12 protein-coding genes and 1 tRNA gene are annotated in these 14,463 nt (G+C 69.8%); 8 read left to right on the top strand and 5 right to left on the bottom strand.

Annotated features, from left to right (window positions below; genetic code table 11):
- Nucleotides 1-16 precede the first annotated feature (16 nt).
- Nucleotides 17-1,438 (bottom strand): DUF2252 domain-containing protein, encoded by a 1,422-nt coding sequence (locus IF23_RS0120555; RefSeq protein WP_245655041.1) that lies wholly within the window; start codon nucleotides 1,436-1,438, stop codon nucleotides 17-19.
- 390 nt (nucleotides 1,439-1,828) lie between these two features.
- Entirely contained in the window at nucleotides 1,829-3,031 is a 1,203-nt protein-coding gene (locus IF23_RS0120550; RefSeq protein WP_030285735.1) for an ABC transporter permease, read from the bottom strand.
- Nucleotides 3,032-3,164: 133 nt separating this feature from the next.
- On the opposite strand from IF23_RS0120550, the gene IF23_RS0120545 reads away from it, so the two are divergent.
- The gene (locus IF23_RS0120545; RefSeq protein WP_030285734.1) at nucleotides 3,165-3,599 is read left to right on the top strand and encodes a MarR family winged helix-turn-helix transcriptional regulator; all 435 of its coding nucleotides are present in this window, start codon (nucleotides 3,165-3,167) and stop codon (nucleotides 3,597-3,599) included.
- Nucleotides 3,600-3,627: 28 nt separating this feature from the next.
- Here the strand turns inward: IF23_RS0120545 and IF23_RS0120540 are convergent, their stop codons facing one another.
- Nucleotides 3,628-3,990: a winged helix-turn-helix transcriptional regulator gene (locus tag IF23_RS0120540; RefSeq protein ID WP_030285733.1), complete on the bottom strand. Its 363-nt coding sequence runs from the start codon at nucleotides 3,988-3,990 to the stop codon at nucleotides 3,628-3,630.
- Nucleotides 3,991-4,116: 126 nt separating this feature from the next.
- Here IF23_RS0120540 and IF23_RS0120535 point away from each other — a divergent pair, with 126 nt between their 5' ends.
- Nucleotides 4,117-4,767 (top strand): FMN-dependent NADH-azoreductase, encoded by a 651-nt coding sequence (locus IF23_RS0120535; RefSeq protein WP_030285731.1) that lies wholly within the window; start codon nucleotides 4,117-4,119, stop codon nucleotides 4,765-4,767.
- 176 nt (nucleotides 4,768-4,943) lie between these two features.
- Here the strand turns inward: IF23_RS0120535 and IF23_RS0120530 are convergent.
- Nucleotides 4,944-5,027: transfer RNA gene (locus IF23_RS0120530), tRNA-Leu, on the bottom strand.
- 486 nt (nucleotides 5,028-5,513) lie between these two features.
- Between IF23_RS0120530 and IF23_RS0120525 the strand changes: the two genes are divergently transcribed.
- The 6 genes from IF23_RS0120525 (at nucleotide 5,514) to pknB (ending at nucleotide 13,609) form a co-directional block, all read left to right on the top strand.
- Entirely contained in the window at nucleotides 5,514-6,341 is an 828-nt protein-coding gene (locus IF23_RS0120525) for an FHA domain-containing protein (protein WP_030285729.1), read from the top strand.
- Between the two features lie 10 nt (nucleotides 6,342-6,351).
- A complete protein-coding gene (locus IF23_RS0120520; RefSeq protein ID WP_030285727.1) occupies nucleotides 6,352-6,876 on the top strand; it encodes an FHA domain-containing protein FhaB/FipA in 525 nt (174 codons plus the stop codon).
- Nucleotides 6,877-7,009: 133 nt separating this feature from the next.
- A complete protein-coding gene (locus IF23_RS0120515) occupies nucleotides 7,010-8,587 on the top strand; it encodes a Stp1/IreP family PP2C-type Ser/Thr phosphatase (RefSeq protein ID WP_078654121.1) in 1,578 nt (525 codons plus the stop codon).
- A gap of 22 nt (nucleotides 8,588-8,609) precedes the next feature.
- Nucleotides 8,610-10,007, top strand: a complete 1,398-nt coding sequence (locus IF23_RS0120510) for an FtsW/RodA/SpoVE family cell cycle protein (RefSeq protein ID WP_030285723.1) — start codon at nucleotides 8,610-8,612, stop codon at nucleotides 10,005-10,007.
- On the top strand, nucleotides 10,004-11,473 hold the full coding sequence (locus tag IF23_RS0120505) for a peptidoglycan D,D-transpeptidase FtsI family protein (protein ID WP_030285721.1): 1,470 nt from the start codon (nucleotides 10,004-10,006) through the stop codon (nucleotides 11,471-11,473). Before IF23_RS0120510 ends, IF23_RS0120505 begins: the two co-directional genes overlap by 4 nt.
- Before the next feature lie 147 nt (nucleotides 11,474-11,620).
- Nucleotides 11,621-13,609, top strand: coding sequence for a Stk1 family PASTA domain-containing Ser/Thr kinase (gene pknB, locus IF23_RS0120500; RefSeq protein WP_030285719.1), 1,989 nt, complete (start codon nucleotides 11,621-11,623; stop codon nucleotides 13,607-13,609).
- 106 nt (nucleotides 13,610-13,715) lie between these two features.
- On the opposite strand, the gene IF23_RS0120495 is transcribed toward pknB, so the two are convergent.
- The gene (locus IF23_RS0120495) at nucleotides 13,716-14,459 is read right to left on the bottom strand and encodes a class E sortase (RefSeq protein WP_030285717.1); all 744 of its coding nucleotides are present in this window, start codon (nucleotides 14,457-14,459) and stop codon (nucleotides 13,716-13,718) included.
- Nucleotides 14,460-14,463: the final 4 nt, after the last annotated feature.

The raw sequence follows: 14,463 nt of genomic DNA, 5'->3' as shown, positions 1-14,463 counted from the left end.
CCCCACCCCCGCCCCCTCAAACCCCCGTCTCAGCCGCCACCCGTCCTCCCGCCACCGCCGCGGAGAGTTCCGCGTGATCGGCTTCCGTCCGGTCGGCGTAGGCCGTCGCGAAGGCGGCCAGGGCGTCGTCCAGCGCCTCCGACTTTCCGCAGTATCCGGCGAGGACGCGGGGGTCGGCGCTGTGTGCGTGGGCGCGGGCCAGCAGCGCGCCGGTCATCCGGGCGTAGTCGTCGAGTTGCTCGCCGGTGAGTGCGGCCGGGTCCACGCTGCCCTTGCGGTTGCGGAACTGGCGTACCTGGAAGGCGGTGTCCGTGCCGCGGGTGTCCCCGGCGGTGCCGGGGGCCGGTATGTGTGCGGTGGTCCAGCCGAGCAGGGGGTCGCTCACCACCTGCATGCTGCGTTGGCCGAGCACCACCCGGCGCCCTTCGTGGCGTACTGCGGGGACCTCGAATCCGGCTTTCGCCACCTGGGGTGCGAGCACGGAGCTGCGGGCTTCCTTGACCTGGAGGACGAGTGGCTCGCCCCGGTGGTCGAGGAGGAGCACGACGTACGAGCGGAGTCCGACGCTTCCGGTGCCGACGACGCGGAACGCCACGTCGTGCGGTGCGTAGCGGGCCAGCAGCGGCAGCCGGTCCTCGGGGAGCGTTCTCAGGTAGCCGCCGAGGGAGGAGATGACGGCGGCGGCTTCCGCGTCGGGGGTGCGTCTGAGCACCGGGAGGGCGTCCACGAATCGCCGTCCGCCGTCGGGGGTCCGCTCGGTCGATTTGGCGGCGAACCGGGCGCTGGTGTTGTGGCGGGCTCTGGCCGCCACGCGTTCCAGGGTGCCGAGGAGGTCGTGGGCGTCGGTGTGGGAGACGAGGTGTTCGTCGGCGATGGCGTTCCATGCCTCGGTGGCGGGGAGTTTCGCCAGCAGCCGCAGGGTGCGGCGGTAGGCTCCGGCCGCGTCCCGGGCGGCGGTGCGGCAGGTGTCCTCCGTCGCGCCTGCTTCCCGTCCGGCCAGTACGAGTGAGGTCGCGAGCCGTTTGAGGTCCCATTCCCAGGGGCCGTGCAGGGTTTCGTCGAAGTCGTTGAGGTCGATGACGAGGCCGCCGCGGGCGTCGCCGTAGAGCCCGAAGTTGGCGGCGTGGGCGTCGCCGCAGATCTGGGCACCGATGCCCGTGACGGGTGCCGCTACCAGGTCGTGGGCCATCAGTCCGGCGGAGCCGCGGAGGAAGGCGAAGGGGCTGGCGACCATGCGTCCCACGCGGATCGGGGTGAGTTCGGGCAGCCGTCCGGCGTTGCTCCTCTCCACCGCGGTGACCATGTCCGGCCGGTCGGTGGCCGGGGGCGGGAGCGGTGCCTGTGCGGAGCGTGGCAGGTGTTCCCGCAGTGCCCGTCCGGCGGCTTTCGCGGCTCGTTCCTGGGTCTCCGCCCGTGCGAAACCCGGTACGTACGGCACTCGCACCACCGTGGTCACCTCCTCTTCGGTCGCCCTGCCGAGCCGGTGCCGGGCGGTGCCCGGCGGTGGGGCGTGGTGCCCGGTCCGGCCTGTCGCAGATGACGGTACCCATCGCGAAGATCGCGTGGCGGCCCTGTGGAAAAGTCCGGCCGGAACGTCCCGCGGTCTCTCCGCGCCGGTCCCCGTCGTACCTGCGCGGCACCCGTCCCGAGCTGCGTGTTCGCCGCGCTCCTCACCGCCGTCCACAGGCAACTCCTGCGCACGCCACCGCAGTTCACCGAGGGGGCGCCGGGAGGAACGGCTGAGGGCCGGGGGCGCCCCGACGCCTCCGGCCCTCAGCGGCCGTCCTCCGCCACCGCCGGGGCGACGCGCCCGCGGTGACGTTCCGGCTCAGACCCCTACCGCTTCCTCCATCTCCTCTTCCTCCGCGTCCTGTTCGGCGGTCGCGCGGTCGGCGCCGTGTCCCGCTGTCCGCGGTGCGCTCTCGGTCACGGTGGCCGCCACGGCTGCCGCGGCCACCGCGGTGGCGCGGGCGGCGGCCTCCTGCTCGGCGGCCGTGCGGCGCCGTTCCGCCAGACCCGCGACGGTGATCATGACGGCACCGACGAGCAGCCAGGCGATCAGGGTCCAGACGTGTCCGGCGAGCCCGTAGCCGTCGAAGTAGACGTGGCTGCGGGTGCCTTCGACGAAGCCCGCGCCGTTCCAGAAGGAGTGCAGGGCGGCGAAGAAGCCGTTCTGCATCTCGGGGCGGAAGATGCCGCCGGAGGAGGTGAAGTTGAGCATCACGAAGAGGGCCATCACGCCGAGCGTGGTCCAGCGCTTGAGGAAGGTGTGGAGTCCGACGCCGATCAGCAGGATCCCCGCCGAGTAGAGCCAGGCCATGCCCCACAGGCCCCACAGTCCGTGGTCGACGAGGTGGAAGACGGGACCGGCGAAGAGCACGCCGAGGATGCTCACCACGAAGGACGTACCGGCCACCAGCGCGGCCCGCAGCCGCATCGGGAGGACCGCTCCGGCGCCGCCGATCACCGCGACCGAGGCGTACGAGCCGATGCTGATCGCGACGAGCAGGAAGAAGATGCCCTGTCCGGTGGGGTCGTCCTGGGCGGTCGGGGCGATGTCGGTGACCTTCAGCGGCTGTCCCTGTGCGGCGGCGAGCGGCGTGAAGATCTTCTGGACGACGGTGGCGCTGGTGTCGGATCCGGCGGTGGCGACGAGGAGTTCGGGTGCCTGGTGCCGTCCGCCGTGGGCCGCGCCGCCGTTGGGGACGTATGCGCCGAAGATGTCCTGGTGGCGGAGGTCCGCCATGGCGTCCGCGCGGTGCGCGACGGTCCGTACCTGGAGTTCTCCGGCGGCCTTGTCGTTGATCGACTGGGCGAGCAGTTGGGCGCTCGGTCCGGAGCCGACGACGGCGACCGGCAGGTCGTGCGGTGCCGGGTTGGCGAACGCGCCGAGGTAGGCCAGGCCCATCCCGATGCACATCAGCAGCGGGGTGATCAGGTGCGTCAGTACGTGGCGCAGCCCGGCGGCGTGCGGGTTGCGGCGGTGCTCACGTCCGTGTTCGGGGTGGTGGTCGGAGCGGACCGGACTCATGGGGCATGCCTTCTCACGGGGGACGGGTCAGCTGCAGCCGATGGATGGCTTTTGCAACTCTCACAGCGAATTGGTTGGCTTATGCAACCCAATTCACGTTGTACTATACAACTACATCTCGGAAAGGCAATCCATGACCCAGCGCGACGCGTCCGTCGAGATCATCCAGCGGCAGCTCACCGCCTTCGCCCGGCGCGCCCGCGCCACCGCCGCCCGTATCCATCCCGAGCTGTCCCTGGTCTCGTACACCCTGCTGGCGCACCTCGACGACCAGCAGGGATGCCGGGCGACGGACCTCGCGGCGCATTACCTCCTGGACAAGTCCACCGTCAGCCGGCAGATCGCCGCACTGGAGAAGCTGGGGTTCGTGGAGCGCCGGGTGGACCCGGAGGACCACCGTGTACAGGTGCTGCATCCCACACCGGCGGGCGCCGCGGTGCTGTCGAACGCCATGACCAGCCGCCGCCAGGCGTTCCACGAGCGGCTCGCCGACTGGGACGCGGCCGATCTCGACCGCTTCGCGTCCTATCTGCTCCGCTACAACGCCGCGCAGGAGCTGAAGGGCTGACCGCCCACGGCCACCCTCGGGGCGCCTCCTACTTGCGGAAGCGCTCCGGGCACCGCCCGCCCTCGCCCAGATATGTCTCGGCCCACCGCGCCAGCTCCTGGAGCGCCGGTTCCATGGCGAGCCCCGCCTCGCTCAGCCGGTAGGCGACGCGCAGCGGCGGCCCGGCGTCCACCTCGCGGACCACCAGACCGGCGGCGGTCAGCTCCGCGAGCCGGTCGGAGAGCATCCGCTCGCTGATGCCGGGGATGGCCCGCCGCAGATCGGCGAAGTGCACCGGTCCGGGCATCAGCGTGGCCACGATCAGGCCGGTCCAGCGCTTCCCGAACAGCTCGAAGACGCGCGTCATCCCGCCGTCGACCTGCCTGCACGCCGTCTCGTCGCGATCCGCCATGGCTCCAGCCTATCCCCTTCGCGTTGGGTACTGCGGAAAAGTAAGTACCTGTGTTATGAATAGTCACGTACAAAGTTCAACCACTTATCCGTGCCGCGTCCGGCCACGACCGAAGGACCGATCACCATGGCCACACTCCTCCACCTCGACTCCTCCGTCTTCCCCGAGGAGGGCTCCGCGTCCCGCGCCGTGACCGCCGCCTTCCGCGCCGCCTGGGAGGCCGAGCACCCCGAGGGCACCGTCATCTACCGCGACCTCGCCGCCGACCCGCTGCCCCACCTCGACGGCACCGCCGCCGCGGCCGGCTTCTCCGACCCGGCCACCCACACCCCGGAGCAGCGGACCGCCTTCGCCCTGCGCACCCGCCTCGCCGAGGAGCTGGAGCAGGCCGACGCCGTCGTCATAGGCGCCCCGATGTACAACTTCACGATCCCCTCGACGCTCAAGGCGTGGCTGGACCAGACGATCATCATGGGCCGCACCGCCGGTGCCGAGCCGTCCGCCAAGGGCACCCCCGTCACCGTCGTCGCCAGCCGCGGCGGCTCGTACGCCCCGGGCACCCCCCGCGAGGGCTCCGACTTCGTGCAGAACTACCTGCAGACCGTCCTCGGCGACGCCTTCGGCCTGGACGTCACCTTCGTCGTCCCCGAGCTGACCATGGCCCCCGCCAACCCCGCGATGAGCGACCTGATCCCGCTCTACGAGGCGTCCCGCGAGAAGGCGCTCGCCGAGGCCACCGCGAAGGGCCGGGAGACCGCGGCCCGCGTCGCCGCCTGACCTCTCCCCCTCCGTACGCCCCGGGGACGACCGGCCACACCGCGTCACCCCGGGGCCGGAACGGAGACCGAAGACGGACCGGAGGCGATCTCCCGCCCCTGGCGCGCAAGATGTGAGAAGCACAACGAAAGACCCCCGGTCTCCGGATTTTCTCCGGAGACCGGGGGTCTCATCTGTGCGCGAGGGGGGAGTTGAACCCCCACGCCCTTTCGGGCACTGGAACCTGAATCCAGCGCGTCTGCCTATTCCGCCACCCGCGCATGGGTGTTGTCGTTTCGATTCTCTCACGCGATCCGGGTTTTTCTTTCCCGTTTCGGGGGGAGCGCCTTGCGACATGCAGAACATTAGCACGGCGTGGCGGGTGGTTTCACCTGCCCTTTCCCGGGGCCCGGGCCGCACCGTGCACCGGCGGCCGGCGGCGGGCCGCATCCCCGGTCCCCGGCCGCCCGACGGCCCCCGGAACGCTCCGCCGCAGACCACACCCCCTCGGTCCCGGCCACCCGGCGTCGGGACCCGGCCCCGCACGGAGCGAGGTGAACGGTTGCGGGACACTGTCCGCGGGGCACCTCTACCATCGCAGTGCACGGACGACGGGCACGGCACAACGCCCCAACAGGCAACCCTGTGAGGGGGGACACTCGTCACTCCGGGCGGGAAAGGGGAACCAGCTGATTTCCCGGCGCGTGGATACGATCGGTAAGCAGTATCAGGACGACCCTGTCGAAGACTGAGGAAGGAGGTGCCCCGTGGGAGTACTGAAGCGCTTCGAGCAGCGTCTCGAAGGTCTCGTCAACGGCACCTTCGCCAAGGTGTTCAAGTCCGAGGTGCAGCCCGTCGAGATCGCCGGCGCGCTGCAGCGCGAATGCGACAACAACGCGACCATCTGGAACCGCGACCGCACAGTCGTCCCCAACGACTTCATCGTCGAGCTGAGCGCACCCGACTACGAGCGGCTCAGCCCGTACAGCGGACAGCTCGGTGACGAACTGTCCGGGATGGTCCGCGACTACGCCAAGCAGCAGCGCTACACCTTCATGGGCAACATCAAGGTGCACCTGGAGAAGGCCGACGATCTCGACACCGGCCTCTACCGTGTGCGCAGCCGCACCCTCGCCTCCAGCACGTCCCAGGAGCAGCCGGGAGGGCCCGCGCCCGCCGGGCGCGGCTCGTCGGCGTCCCGGGGCGGTCACAACGGCGGCGGTCATGTGGGCCCGCCCCCCATGCCCTCGTCCCCGCCGCCGGGTGCCCCGCCCCGTACGGCACCGCCCGGCGCCGGTCCGCAGCCGCAGGCGCAGACCCGGCGCTGGATCGAGATCAACGGCACGCGTCACCAGATTTCGCGCAACTCGCTCGTACTGGGCCGCAGCACCGACGCCGACGTCCGGATCGACGACCCCGGGGTTTCCCGGCGGCACTGCGAGATCCGCGTCGGCACGCCCCCCACGGTCCAGGACCTGGGCTCCACGAACGGGATCGTGGTGGACGGGCAGCACACCACCCGCGCTAGTCTCCGCGACGGCTCGCGGATCGTCGTGGGCAGTACCACCATCGTTTACCGGCAAGCCGAAGGGTGAAGCGGGGGCAATGTCAGAGCTGACCCTCACGGTCATGCGGTTGGGTTTCCTCGCCGTACTGTGGCTGTTCGTCATCGTGGCCGTCCAGGTCATCCGCAGCGATCTGTTCGGCACGCGCGTCACACAGCGCGGCGCCGCCCGTAGGGGCGGCCAGGAAGCACGCGGCCAGCGGCAGCAGGCCGCGCCGCCGCAGCAGCGCCGCCAGGAGGGCGGGCGCGGCAACAACCGGCAGCGCCGGGGCGCGCCCACCAAGTTGGTGGTCTCCGAAGGCACACTGCAGGGGACCACCGTCGCCCTCCAGGGCCAGACCATCTCGCTGGGCCGGGCGCACGATTCGACGATCGTCCTGGACGACGACTACGCCTCCAGCAGGCATGCCAGGATCTACCCGGACCGTGACGGCCAGTGGATCGTCGAGGACCTCGGTTCCACCAACGGCACCTACCTGGACCGGAATCGCCTGACGACGCCGACCCCGATCCCTCTCGGGGCCCCGATCCGCATCGGCAAGACCGTCATCGAGCTGCGGAAGTAGTACGACTTATGAGCGAGCGGAGCGAGCGAGCCGCGGCGGTCCACTCGACGGGCCCGAGCGTGCTCCCGACCGGAGGGTGGGCAGTGTGGCTCGACGAGACCGGCTGTACCCCGAGCCGACAGGTGAGGTGCGCATGAGTCTTTCCCTGCGCTTCGCCGCCGGATCGCACAAGGGCATGATCCGGGAGGGCAACGAGGACTCGGGTTACGCGGGACCGCGGCTGCTCGCCATCGCCGACGGCATGGGCGGTCAGGCCGCGGGTGAGGTCGCCTCGTCCGAGGTGATCTCCACACTCGTCCAGCTCGACGACGACGTCCCCGGCTCCGACATCCTCACCTCCCTCGGCACCGCCGTGCAGCGCGCCAACGACCAGTTGCGCGTCATGGTCGAGGAGGACCCGCAGCTCGACGGCATGGGCACCACCCTGACCGCGCTGCTGTGGACGGGCCAGCGCCTGGGTCTGGTGCACGTCGGCGACTCCCGCGCCTATCTGCTGCGCGACGGTCAGCTCACCCAGATCACGCAGGACCACACCTGGGTGCAGCGCCTCGTCGACGAGGGCCGGATCACCGAGGAGGAGGCCACCACGCATCCGCAGCGCTCGCTGCTGATGCGGGCCCTGGGCAGCGGTGACCGCGTGGAGCCGGATCTGTCGATCCGCGAGGTCCGCGCCGGTGACCGCTATCTGATCTGCTCCGACGGTCTCTCCGGTGTCGTCAGCCACCAGACGCTGGAGGAGACGCTCGCCAGCTACCACGGTCCGCACGAGACGGTCCAGGAGCTGATCCAGCTCGCGCTGCGCGGCGGCGGTCCCGACAACATCACCTGCATCGTCGCCGACGTCCTCGACGTCGACGGCAACGAGGCGCTGGCCGGGCAGCTCAACGACACCCCGGTCATCGTCGGCGCGGTCGCCGAGAACCAGAACCAGCTCAACGACCCGAGCACCCTGCAGACCCCGGCGGCCCGCGCCGCCGAGCTGGGCCGCGGCCGGGACGTCCCGGCGCAGTCCCCCGGCGGCGCCTTCGGCCCGCCCGGCAGCGGCGACGGCGAGGCCGGCGGTGAGTCGCAAGGCTCGTTCGGTTCCTTCGCCGACGAGGACTTCGTCAAGCCGCGGCGCCGCGGCACCTGGATCAAGCGGTCGCTGTTCTCGGCGCTCGCCCTGGCCGTCGTCGGCGGCGGGCTCTACGCGGGCTACCGCTGGACGCAGACCCAGTACTTCGTCGGCGCCAAGGACGACCATGTCGCGCTCTACCGGGGCCTGAGCCAGGACCTCGCGTGGATCTCGCTGAACAAGGTCGATCAGGACCACCCCGAGATCGAACTCAAGTACCTACCGCTGTACCAGCGGAACCAGGTCAAGGAGACGATCCCGGCCGACAACCGCGACGAGGCGACCCTCAAGGTCACCGAGCTGGGCAAGCAGGCGCACGCCTGTCTGAGCAAGCAGCAGCGGGAGGCCGCCGAACGCGCCGACGCCAAGGCCAAGAAGGACCGGGAGAAGGCGCAGCAGGAGCACGGCCGGACCGGCGGCACGACCGGTCACCAGCCCGGTGTTCCCGGCACTCCCACGACCCCCGGCGACCGGAGCGCGACGACCGGCACCCCCGGTGCGCTCGTGTCCCCGTCGACTCCCCCGGCCGACATCACCAGCCAGGCCCCCTCCGAGGAGCAGTTGAAGCTGGAAAAGAATTGCAGCACCCAGCAGTGAGGGCGTAGGGGGCCGTACACGTATGAGCAGTACCACCAACACCACCACGATCGGCACCATCGGAGCCCCGAGCCGCCGCAACACCGAGCTGGCGCTGCTCGTCTTCGCAGTGATCATCCCGGTCTTCGCGTACATCAACGTCGGGCTCGCCAAGAAGCAGGAGATCCCCGCCGGGGTCTTCGGCTACGCCCTCGGGCTGGCGCTGCTGGCGGGCGTCGCGCACCTCGTCGTCCGTAAGTGGGCGCCGTACGCCGACCCGCTGATGCTGCCGATCGCCACCCTTCTCAACGGTCTCGGGCTGGTCTTCATCTGGCGGCTCGACCAGGAGCCGAAGATCACCACCACGAATCTGGGCGGGCCGATGGCGCCCGGCCAGCTGATGTGGTCGACGCTGGGTGTCGCCCTCTTCCTCGGTGTGCTGATCCTGCTCAAGGACCACCGTGTCCTGCAGCGCTACACCTACATCTCGATGGTGCTCGCGCTGGCGCTGCTGATCGCGCCGATCTTCTTCCCTCCCCGCTACGGCGCGCGGATCTGGATCACGCTGCCGGGCGTCGGTTCGCTGCAGCCCGGTGAGTTCGCGAAGATCATCATCGCGGTGTTCTTCGCCGGGTACCTGATGGTGAAGCGGGACGCGCTGGCGCTGGCCAGCCGCCGTTTCATGGGGCTGTACCTGCCGCGCGGCCGTGACCTCGGTCCGATCCTCGTCATCTGGGCGCTGAGCCTGATGATCCTGGTCTTCGAGACCGACCTCGGTACCTCGCTGCTCTTCTTCGGCCTCTTCGTGATCATGCTGTACGTCGCGACCGAGCGCACCAGCTGGATCGTCTTCGGTCTGCTGCTGAGCGCCGGTGGCGCCGTCGCGGTGGCCACCTTCGAGTCGCACGTGCAGGTCCGTGTCCACAACTGGCTCAACCCGCTGGAGCTGCTCGACGGCGGTGTCACCGAGACCGCGCAGGCGATGTACTCCTTCGGCTCCGGCGGCATCCTCGGCTCCGGTCTCGGCCAGGGCTACTCCCGGCTGATCGGCGGCATCGCGCCGAAGAGCGACTACATCCTCGCCACCGTCGGTGAGGAGACCGGGCTGGCCGGTCTGATGGCCGTCCTGCTGCTGTACGGCCTGCTCATCGAGCGGGGCATCCGTACCGCGCTCGCCGCCCGCGACCCGTTCGGCAAGCTGCTGGCCATCGGCCTGTCCGGCGCCTTCGCGCTACAGGTCTTCGTCGTCGCCGGTGGTGTGACGGGTCTGATCCCGCTGACCGGTATGACGATGCCGTTCCTCGCCCAGGGTGGCTCGTCCGTCATCGCCAACTGGGCGCTGGTCGGGATCCTGCTGCGGATCAGCGACACCGCCCGGCGGCCCGCACCGGCCCCCGCCCCCTCCACCGATGCCGAGATGACCCAGGTGGTCCGCCCGTGAACAAGCCCCTGCGCCGGGTCGCGATCTTCTGCGGCCTGCTCGTCCTCGCTCTGCTCGTCCGCGTCAACTGGGTGCAGTTCGTCCAGGCCGACGAGTTGAAGAACGACTCCAACAACCGCCGTGTCGCCATCGAGCGGTACAGCATCCCGCGCGGCGACATCATCGTCGGCGACCAGCCGGTCACCGACTCCACGACGACCGGCGTCGGCGACTACAAGTACAAGCGGACGTACAAGAACGGCAAGATGTGGGCGCCGGTCACGGGCTACGCCTCGCAGGCGTTCGACGCCAACCAGCTGGAGAAGCTGTACGACAAGATCCTGACCGGCACCGACGACCGGCTCTTCTTCAGCCGCACCGTCGACATGCTGACCGGCCGCAAGCAGGAGGGTGGTGACGTCGTCACCACCCTCAACGCCAAGGCGCAGAAGGCCGCCTTCGAGGGGCTGGGCAACAAGAAGGGCGCGGTCGCCGCGCTCAACCCGGAGACCGGCGCGATCCTCGCGCTGGCCACCGCCCCGTCGTACGACCCCTCCACCTTCGCCGGGATGAGCGACAAGGACTCCGAGGCGTACAACGCGCTGCAGAAGAAGAACGACCCGGACGACCCGACGCTGAACCGCGCGCTGCGCCAGACGTACCCGCCCGGCTCCACCTTCAAGGTCGTCACCGCGGCGGCGGCGCTGGAGAACGGTCTCTACACCGACATCGACGCCCCGACGGACTCGCCGCTGCCCTGGTACCTGCCGGACACCAACCACGTCCCGCTGCCGAACGAGGGCAACATCCCCTGCAAGAACGCCAGCCTCCGCGAGGCGCTGCGCTGGTCCTGCAACACCGTCTTCGGCAAGATCAGCGCCGACCTCGGCAACAAGAAGATGATGGCCGAGGCGGAGAAGTTCGGGTTCAACAACCCGAAGGTCGACACCCCGGTCCGTGCCGCCGAGAGCATCTACCCCGAGGACAACCGCCCGCAGAACGCCCAGGCGGGCATCGGCCAGGCGTCGAACCGCGCCACCCCGATCCAGATGGCCATGATCACCGCGGCCATCGCCAACGGCGGCAAGCTGATGCAGCCGTACATGGTCGACAAGCTGGTCGCGCCCAACCTCAACGTCGTGGAGCAGCACACGCCCAAGGAGATGAGCCAGCCGCTCAAGCCGGAGAACGCCCAGAAGCTCCAGGACATGATGGAGACCGTCGTCAAGAACGGTACGGGCACCTCCGCGCAGATCCCGGGCGTGACGGTCGGTGGCAAGACCGGTACCGCGCAGCACGGTGAGGGCAACAAGGACAACCCGTACGCGTGGTTCATCTCCTACGCGAAGACCGACAAGGGCACCCCGGTCGCCGTCGCCGTCGTCATTGAGGGGTCCGACACACTCCGCGGTGACATCGCGGGTGGCAAGCTCGCCGCCCCGATCGCGAAGAGCGTGATGGAAGCGGTGCTCAGCGACAAGAAGTGACTCCTGGGCAAGGCCGTACCGGTCAGATATCAGGTTGCGGTTACGGCCCGGACCGGCGTGACGCGCCGGGTACGGTATGCCCGGACAGCACACCGCCGGACCACACACGGGTGCGGTCGGGACTGACGGAGAGGGCTGGAGAAGCTTATGGATGAGCCGCGTCGCCTCGGCGGCCGGTACGAGCTGGGCTCGGTGCTCGGCCGCGGTGGCATGGCCGAGGTGTACCTCGCCCACGACAGCCGCCTGGGTCGCACCGTGGCGGTGAAGACGCTGCGGGTGGACCTCGCCCGCGACCCGTCCTTCCAGGCCCGGTTCCGCCGTGAGGCCCAGTCGGCCGCCTCGCTGAACCACCCGTCCATCGTCGCGGTCTACGACACCGGCGAGGACTACGTCGACGGTGTCTCGATCCCGTACATCGTCATGGAGTACGTCGACGGTTCCACGCTGCGGGAGCTGCTGCACTCCGGGCGGAAGCTGCTGCCCGAGCGGTCCCTGGAGATGACCATCGGGGTGCTCCAGGCGCTGGAGTACTCGCACCGCGCCGGCATCGTCCACCGTGACATCAAGCCCGCCAACGTCATGCTCAACCGCACCGGCCAGGTCAAGGTCATGGACTTCGGCATCGCCCGCGCGATGGGCGACGCCGGGATGACCATGACGCAGACCGCCGCGGTCATCGGCACGGCGCAGTACCTCTCCCCGGAGCAGGCCAAGGGCGAGCAGGTCGACGCCCGCTCCGACCTCTACTCCACCGGCTGCCTCCTCTACGAGCTGCTCACCGTCCGGCCGCCGTTCATCGGTGACTCGCCGGTCGCGGTGGCGTACCAGCATGTGCGCGAGGAGCCGCAGAAGCCCAGCAACTTCGATCCCGAGATCACGCCGGAGATGGACGCCATCGTCCTCAAGGCGCTGACCAAGGATCCGGACTACCGCTACCAGTCGGCCGACGAGATGCGCGCCGACATCGAGGCGGCGCTGGACGGCCAGCCGGTCGCGGCCGCCTCGGCAATGGGCGCGGGCGGTTTCGACCAGGACCAGCCCACGACGATGCTGCGGCCGCAGGACCCGGGCGCGCAGACCGCGATGCTGCCGCCGATGAACCCCGACGACGGTGGCTACGGCTACGACGAGCGGCCCTCGGGCCGTCGCGCCGGTGCCTCCGGTCCGTCGAAGAAGAACCACACCTCGACGGTTCTGCTGGCCGTCGCCGGTGTCCTCGTCCTGGTCGGTGCGATCTTCATCGGCAAGGCGATGTTCAGCGGCAAGGCGTCCGGGGGCGGGGTGACGGCGCCCAACGTCGTCGGCAGCACCCTGGCGCAGGCGAGGGAGTCCGCCCGGAACAACGGCGATCTGAAGATCGTCAAGAGCGGCAGCGAAGCCTGCGAGAACGTCGACAAGGGCCAGATCACCAAGCAGGAACCGGCTGAGGGCGCCGCCATCGACGAGGGCGGCACGGTCAACGTCACGATGTGCAGCGGCCCCAAGCAGGTGCAGGTCCCCAACGTGCGCGGCTTCAGCGAGAGCGAGGCGCGGTCGGAGCTGAAGGCCAAGGGCTTCGAGAACATCCAGCTCACGCAGAAGGCCGCCGACGAGGACCCGGGCACCGTTCTCGACCAGGACCCGAAGCCGGGCGCCAGCAAGCCGAAGAACACCACGATCACGCTGACGATCGCCAAGGCCAACCCGAAGGTGAAGGTTCCCGATGTCATGGGCAACGACTTCGCCGCGGCGGAGAAGCAGCTGAAGGATCTCCAGCTCCAGGTCACCAAGCAGGAGCAGGAGGTGTCCGACCCGGCGCAGGTCGGCAAGGTCACCGCCATGGATCCGGCGGGCCAGACGGAGGTCGACGTCAACACCACGGTCACGCTGACCGTCGGCAAGGCGGCGGCGCAGAAGCCGGTGCCCGGTGTGGTCGGTCAGAAGGTGAAGGACGCGAAGAAGATGCTGCAGGACGCCGGATTCACCAACATCCAGTTCGCGGACGGCAGCAACCAGGACGACAACGCCCGGGTCATGCAGCAGGACCCGGGGGCCGACACCCCGTCCGACCCCGCCTCCACGACGGTGACGCTGACCACCATCGGCGGTGGCGGCGGTGACCACGGGGACGACGGCGGCGGCTGGCCGTTCGGCTGATCCACCGGCGGTCCGTCCATGACGTGAGCCCCGGCCCCCTTCTGGAGGGGGCCGGGGCTCTGTCGTGTGCGGTGGGGCCGTCCGTCCGCGTGCGGGGCCCGCCGGGTCAGCGCAGTTCTTCCGGCGGGGTGCGGTCCGCGTCGACCTTCTCGGTGCGTTCCAGCTCGCCCCAGACGATGTAGCGGTAGTTCGAGGTGTAGACCGGGGTGCAGGTCGTCAGCGTGATGTAGCGGCCCGCCTGCTGCTTCCCGGACTCCTTGGGGACCCGGTCGAGGACGTCGACGTTGTACTTCGAGGTCTGGTCGAGCACCGCGTAGACCTTGTAGACGTACCAGGTGTCCTTGGTCTCGAAGACGATCGGGTCGCCCTCGTGGAGCTTGTCGATGTTGTGGAACTTCGCGCCGTGGCCGTCGCGGTGGGCGGCGAGGGTGAAGTTGCCCTTCTTGTCCTGCGGCAGCCCGGACGCGATCGGCTTGGTGTAGTAACCGGCCACGCCCTCGTTGAGGATCTCGGCGCCGGTGCCCTTCTTGACCAGCACCTCGCCGTTCTTCATCGCCGGGACGTGCAGGAAGCCGATGCCGTCCTTGGTGTCCAGCTTCCCCGGCCCCTTGGGCGTGGGTGCGGCCCAGTGGCGGCGCACCTCGTCGCCCTGCTTGTCGGCGGCGCGGTCGGCGAGGACGTTGGTCCACCACAGCGAGTACACGACGAACAGGCCGAGGATCAGCCCGGCGGTGATCAGCAGTTCGCCGATCACGCTGATCACGGCGGCGACGGAGCGGCGCATCCGGCGTGGTGGTCGGTTCGGCGGCGCGGACCGTTCGATGTCCTCGTCATGGCCCGTGGCAGTCACCGCG

Source organism: Streptomyces catenulae (genome assembly GCF_000718015.1).
In the GTDB taxonomy this organism is placed as follows: Bacteria; Actinomycetota; Actinomycetes; order Streptomycetales; family Streptomycetaceae; genus Streptomyces; species Streptomyces catenulae.
Note: the sequence above shows the minus strand (reverse complement) of the source record. Positions and strands in the feature narration are given on the sequence as shown.

Excerpts from the sequence above, each read along its gene's own strand:
- IF23_RS0120550 (WP_030285735.1), bottom strand. The coding sequence starts at position 3,031 with ATGAGTCCGGTCCGCTCCGACCACCACCCCGAACACGGACGTGAGCAC.
- IF23_RS0120545 (WP_030285734.1), top strand. The coding sequence starts at position 3,165 with ATGACCCAGCGCGACGCGTCCGTCGAGATCATCCAGCGGCAGCTCACC.
- IF23_RS0120540 (WP_030285733.1), bottom strand. The coding sequence starts at position 3,990 with ATGGCGGATCGCGACGAGACGGCGTGCAGGCAGGTCGACGGCGGGATG.
- IF23_RS0120535 (WP_030285731.1), top strand. The coding sequence starts at position 4,117 with ATGGCCACACTCCTCCACCTCGACTCCTCCGTCTTCCCCGAGGAGGGC.
- IF23_RS0120520 (WP_030285727.1), top strand. The coding sequence starts at position 6,352 with ATGTCAGAGCTGACCCTCACGGTCATGCGGTTGGGTTTCCTCGCCGTA.
- IF23_RS0120515 (WP_078654121.1), top strand. The coding sequence starts at position 7,010 with ATGAGTCTTTCCCTGCGCTTCGCCGCCGGATCGCACAAGGGCATGATC.
- IF23_RS0120510 (WP_030285723.1), top strand. The coding sequence starts at position 8,610 with ATGAGCAGTACCACCAACACCACCACGATCGGCACCATCGGAGCCCCG.
- pknB (WP_030285719.1), top strand. The coding sequence starts at position 11,621 with ATGGATGAGCCGCGTCGCCTCGGCGGCCGGTACGAGCTGGGCTCGGTG.